1 protein-coding gene, 2 tRNA genes and 3 rRNA genes are annotated in these 5,788 nt (G+C 56.1%); 5 read left to right on the top strand and 1 reads right to left on the bottom strand.

All coding sequences use genetic code 11. The features are described 5' to 3' along the window. Positions 1-316 precede the first annotated feature (316 nt). From ACT9AS_RS14525 to rrf, 5 genes are all read left to right on the top strand, one after another. Positions 317-1,861 (top strand): 16S ribosomal RNA (locus ACT9AS_RS14525). 69 nt (positions 1,862-1,930) lie between these two features. Then, positions 1,931-2,006 (top strand) — tRNA-Ala (locus ACT9AS_RS14520). A 30-nt stretch (positions 2,007-2,036) separates the two neighbouring features. After that, positions 2,037-2,113 (top strand) — tRNA-Ile (locus ACT9AS_RS14515). Between the two features lie 234 nt (positions 2,114-2,347). Beyond that, positions 2,348-5,226 (top strand): 23S ribosomal RNA (locus ACT9AS_RS14510). A gap of 108 nt (positions 5,227-5,334) precedes the next feature. Beyond that, positions 5,335-5,449: ribosomal RNA gene (gene rrf / locus ACT9AS_RS14505) — 5S ribosomal RNA — on the top strand. The 16S, 23S and 5S rRNA genes sit together here with 2 tRNA genes alongside, the layout of an rRNA operon. A 186-nt stretch (positions 5,450-5,635) precedes the next feature. Here the strand turns inward: rrf and ACT9AS_RS14500 are convergent. Continuing rightward, positions 5,636-5,779, bottom strand: coding sequence for a 2OG-Fe dioxygenase family protein (locus ACT9AS_RS14500; RefSeq protein WP_445100870.1), 144 nt, complete (start codon positions 5,777-5,779; stop codon positions 5,636-5,638). Positions 5,780-5,788: the final 9 nt, after the last annotated feature.

The following is a 5,788-nucleotide window of genomic DNA, read 5'->3' as shown; positions in this document are numbered from 1 at the left end:
GGGGGCAGCGGGATGAAAAAAGTGGTCGGGAAGGTGTTGACGGCCACGAAATCTGCTGTAAGATGTGCGGCTCACTCGGGCACTTTGGTGAACGAGTTGGAACGCGGCGCTGAGGCCGGTTCCGAAGATCTTTGACAGTGTGCGCAGGTGACTTGTGCGGACGTCTGGCGGGTGGATGGTTGTCCATTGGCAGATGTTCGACACAGTCCAAATGAATCAAGCACCGCATCGCAAGATGCGAGTGATCGAGTAATTTGGGCTGGGACGACACTGCACTCAAAGCATAGGCGGAGCCTTCGGGCCGAGCCGCAATACTTAAGTGAAGAGTTTGATCCTGGCTCAGAGTGAACGCTGGCGGCAGGCCTAACACATGCAAGTCGAACGGCAGCACGAGAGAGCTTGCTCTCTTGGTGGCGAGTGGCGGACGGGTGAGGATAGCGTCGGAATCTGCCTTTTTGTGGGGGATAACGTAGGGAAACTTACGCTAATACCGCATACGACCTACGGGTGAAAGCGGAGGACCTTCGGGCTTCGCGCAGAAAGATGAGCCGACGTCGGATTAGCTAGTTGGAGGGGTAAAGGCCCACCAAGGCGACGATCCGTAGCTGGTCTGAGAGGATGATCAGCCACACTGGGACTGAGACACGGCCCAGACTCCTACGGGAGGCAGCAGTGGGGAATATTGGACAATGGGCGCAAGCCTGATCCAGCCATGCCGCGTGTGTGAAGAAGGCCTTCGGGTTGTAAAGCACTTTTGTTGGGGAAGAAAAGCCATGGGTTAATACCCTGTGGTTCTGACGGTACCCAAAGAATAAGCACCGGCTAACTTCGTGCCAGCAGCCGCGGTAATACGAAGGGTGCAAGCGTTACTCGGAATTACTGGGCGTAAAGCGTGCGTAGGTGGTTTGTTAAGTCTGATGTGAAAGCCCCGGGCTCAACCTGGGAATGGCATTGGATACTGGCAGTCTAGAGTGCGGTAGAGGGTAGCGGAATTCCCGGTGTAGCAGTGAAATGCGTAGATATCGGGAGGAACATCCGTGGCGAAGGCGGCTACCTGGACCAGCACTGACACTGAGGCACGAAAGCGTGGGGAGCAAACAGGATTAGATACCCTGGTAGTCCACGCCCTAAACGATGCGAACTGGATGTTGGGGACACTTAGGTCTTCAGTATCGAAGCTAACGCGTTAAGTTCGCCGCCTGGGAAGTACGGTCGCAAGACTGAAACTCAAAGGAATTGACGGGGGCCCGCACAAGCGGTGGAGTATGTGGTTTAATTCGATGCAACGCGCAGAACCTTACCTGGCCTTGACATGTCGCGAACTTTCCAGAGATGGATTGGTGCCTTCGGGAACGCGAACACAGGTGCTGCATGGCTGTCGTCAGCTCGTGTCGTGAGATGTTGGGTTAAGTCCCGCAACGAGCGCAACCCTTGTCCTTAGTTGCCAGCACGTAATGGTGGGAACTCTAAGGAGACCGCCGGTGACAAACCGGAGGAAGGTGGGGATGACGTCAAGTCATCATGGCCCTTACGGCCAGGGCTACACACGTACTACAATGGTGGGGACAGAGGGCTGCGAACCCGCGAGGGCAAGCCAATCCCAGAAACCCCATCTCAGTCCGGATTGGAGTCTGCAACTCGACTCCATGAAGTCGGAATCGCTAGTAATCGCAGATCAGCATTGCTGCGGTGAATACGTTCCCGGGCCTTGTACACACCGCCCGTCACACCATGGGAGTGGGTTGCTCCAGAAGTAGCTAGTCTAACCTTCGGGGGGACGGTTACCACGGAGTGATTCATGACTGGGGTGAAGTCGTAACAAGGTAGCCGTATCGGAAGGTGCGGCTGGATCACCTCCTTTAGAGACAAAAGACAGCACATTGCCTGTCCAGGCGTCCGCACAAGTGACCTGCATTCAGAGTTTCAGCACGGGGCTTTAGCTCAGCTGGGAGAGCACCTGCTTTGCAAGCAGGGGGTCGTCGGTTCGATCCCGACAAGCTCCACCATGCTGCGGCCCGGGCACAGCACGACTTTTTGGGTCTGTAGCTCAGGTGGTTAGAGCGCACCCCTGATAAGGGTGAGGCCGGTGGTTCGAGTCCTCCCAGACCCACCACCGAAAGGCGAGCCGCCCGCGAACTCTGGATGATTCTGCGCACACTCAAGATTTGAAGCGATCGGGCGTTGAGGCCGGATCGCGTTCTTTGAAAACTGGGACGTAGCGAGCGTTTTGAGACGGAATGTCCATGACGTGTCGTAGAGGCTAAGGCGGGGGACTTGATCCCCTAATATTTGAAGTGAGACGTTGTATTCACGCAACGTATGACTCTGAGGCGACTTGGGGTTATATGGTCAAGTGAATAAGCGCACACGGTGGATGCCTTGGCGGTCAGAGGCGATGAAGGACGTGGCAGCCTGCGAAAAGCGTGGGGGAGCTGGCAACAAGCATTGATCCCGCGATGTCCGAATGGGGAAACCCACTGCGCAAGCAGTATTGCATGGTGAATACATAGCCATGCAAGGCGAACCCGGTGAACTGAAATATCTAAGTAACCGGAGGAAAAGAAATCAACCGAGATTCCCTGAGTAGTGACGAGCGAACGGGGAGCAGCCCTTAAGTCGGTTGGGTTCTAGCAAAACGAGTTGGAAAGCTCGGCCATAGACGGTGACAGCCCGGTATGCGAAAGAACCCTTCCGATGAAATCGAGTAGGGCGGGGCACGAGAAACCCTGTCTGAACATGGGGGGACCATCCTCCAAGGCTAAATACTCCTGACCGACCGATAGTGAACCAGTACCGTGAGGGAAAGGCGAAAAGAACCCTGGTGAAGGGAGTGAAATAGACCCTGAAACCGTGTGCGTACAAGCAGTAGGAGCCCTTCGGGGTGACTGCGTACCTTTTGTATAATGGGTCAGCGACTTACAGTTCGTGGCAAGCTTAACCGTATAGGGGAGGCGAAGGGAAACCGAGTCTGAATAGGGCGCATAGTCGCGGGCTGTAGACCCGAAACCGGGTGATCTAGTCATGCCCAGGGTGAAGGTACCGTAACAGGTACTGGAGGCCCGAACCCACTCCCGTTGCAAAGGTAGGGGATGAGGTGTGATTAGGAGTGAAAAGCTAATCGAACCCGGAGATAGCTGGTTCTCCTCGAAAGCTATTTAGGTAGCGCCTCGGACGAATACTGCTGGGGGTAGAGCACTGTTATGGCTAGGGGGTCATTGCGACTTACCAAACCATGGCAAACTCCGAATACCAGCACGTACTATCCGGGAGACACACGGCGGGTGCTAACGTCCGTCGTGAAAAGGGAAACAACCCAGACCCACAGCTAAGGTCCCAAATCAGTGCTGAGTGGAAAACGATGTGGAAAGGCACAGACAGCCAGGAGGTTGGCTTAGAAGCAGCCACCCTTTAAAGAAAGCGTAATAGCTCACTGGTCGAGTCGGTCTGCGCGGAAGATTTAACGGGGCTAAGTACTGAACCGAAGCTTGGGGTGCATGCTCTGCATGCGCGGTAGAGGAGCGTTCCGTAAGCCGTTGAAGGTGGATTGAGAAGTCTGCTGGAGGTATCGGAAGTGCGAATGCTGACATGAGTAACGATAATGCGGGTGAAAAGCCCGCACGCCGAAAGCCCAAGGTTTCCTTGCGCAACGTTAATCGACGCAGGGTGAGTCGGCCCCTAAGGCGAGGCAGAAATGCGTAGTCGATGGGAAGCAGGTTAATATTCCTGCACCTCGCGTAAGTGCGATGGAGGGACGGAGAAGGTTAGGTCTACCGGGCGTTGGTTGTCCCGGGGAAAGCAGGTAGGTGGGGGTCTTAGGCAAATCCGGGACCCCATTCAACACCGAGCAGCGAGACGAGCCCATCAGGGCGAAGTGACTGATACCACGCTTCCAGGAAAAGCTCCTAAGCTTCAGCTTACGCAGACCGTACCGTAAACCGACACAGGTGGGCAGGATGAGAATTCTCAGGCGCTTGAGAGAACTCGGGTGAAGGAACTAGGCAACATGGCACCGTAACTTCGGGAGAAGGTGCACCCCTGCTGGTGGCCCATGCGGGCTACAGCTGGCGGGGGTCGCAGTGACCAGGCCGCTGCGACTGTTTATCAAAAACACAGCACTCTGCAAACACGAAAGTGGACGTATAGGGTGTGACGCCTGCCCGGTGCTGGAAGGTTAATTGATGGGGTCAGCCGCAAGGCGAAGCTCTTGATCGAAGCCCCAGTAAACGGCGGCCGTAACTATAACGGTCCTAAGGTAGCGAAATTCCTTGTCGGGTAAGTTCCGACCTGCACGAATGGCGTAACGACAGCGGCGCTGTCTCCACCCGAGACTCAGTGAAATTGAAATCGCTGTGAAGATGCAGCGTTCCCGTGGCAAGACGGAAAGACCCCGTGAACCTTTACTATAGCTTTACATTGAACGTTGAGTTCGTCTGTGTAGGATAGGTGGGAGGCTTTGAAGCCGAGGCGCCAGCCTTGGTGGAGCCATCCTTGAAATACCACCCTGTCGTGCTTGACGTTCTAACCTGGGCCCGTTATCCGGGTCGGGGACCATGTATGGTGGGTAGTTTGACTGGGGCGGTCTCCTCCCAAAGTGTAACGGAGGAGCACGAAGGTACGCTCAGCGCGGTCGGACATCGCGCACTGTGTGCAAAGGCATAAGCGTGCTTGACTGCGAGATCGACGGATCAAGCAGGTACGAAAGTAGGTCTTAGTGATCCGGTGGTTCTGTATGGAAGGGCCATCGCTCAACGGATAAAAGGTACTCCGGGGATAACAGGCTGATACCGCCCAAGAGTTCATATCGACGGCGGTGTTTGGCACCTCGATGTCGGCTCATCACATCCTGGGGCTGTAGTCGGTCCCAAGGGTATGGCTGTTCGCCATTTAAAGTGGTACGCGAGCTGGGTTCAGAACGTCGTGAGACAGTTCGGTCCCTATCTGCCATGGGCGTTGGAGATTTGAGAGGGGCTGCTCCTAGTACGAGAGGACCGGAGTGGACGAACCCCTGGTGTTCCGGTTGTCACGCCAGTGGCATTGCCGGGTAGCTATGTTCGGAAGCGATAACCGCTGAAAGCATCTAAGCGGGAAGCGCGCCTCAAGATGAGATCTCCCGGGAGCTTGACTCCCCTGAAGGAACCATCAAGACCAGGTGGTTGATAGGCTGGGTGTGTAAGTGCAGCAATGCATTGAGCTAACCAGTACTAATGATCCGTGTGGCTTGACCATATAACCTCAAGTGGCCTTGGACTCGACGACGCGTCGACATTCCAAACCTCAATCGCTACGTCCCACCCCATGCAAGCTGGCGCCGACAGGCGACGCTTCAACAGCTTGCCCAGTGACAATAGCTGTGTGGCACCACCCGATCCCATCCCGAACTCGGAAGTGAAACGCACACGCGCCGATGGTAGTGTGGCCTAAGCCATGCAAGAGTAGGTCATCGCTGGGCATTTACACCCAAGGCCGGTCCCCGAAAGGGACCGGCCTTTTTTTATGGCGATTGGAAACCGGAAAGGATCCGGCGGCTGTCTTGGCGGACGGCTTTGTAGGAGCGACGTGAGTCGCGATCGGACAATCGTCTGCCGAACCGGCTCCCCGATCGCGACTTACGTCGCTCCTACACCACCTACACCACCTACACCACCTGCACCAGCTGCGAAGCGGACGGGGTGGCGGGCACCGCGCGGTATGTCACCACCAGCACGTCCCGGTGCGATGCCAAACCCGGGTCCAGCGGCGTCACCGCCGTTACACCATGGTAGACCCGCGCGTCCGCCACCAGGGCGGC

It is taken from the genome of Lysobacter sp. F60174L2, assembly GCF_052547135.1.
The sequence above is the reverse complement of the archived record's forward strand: the minus strand, read 5'-3'. Positions and strand labels throughout refer to the sequence as shown.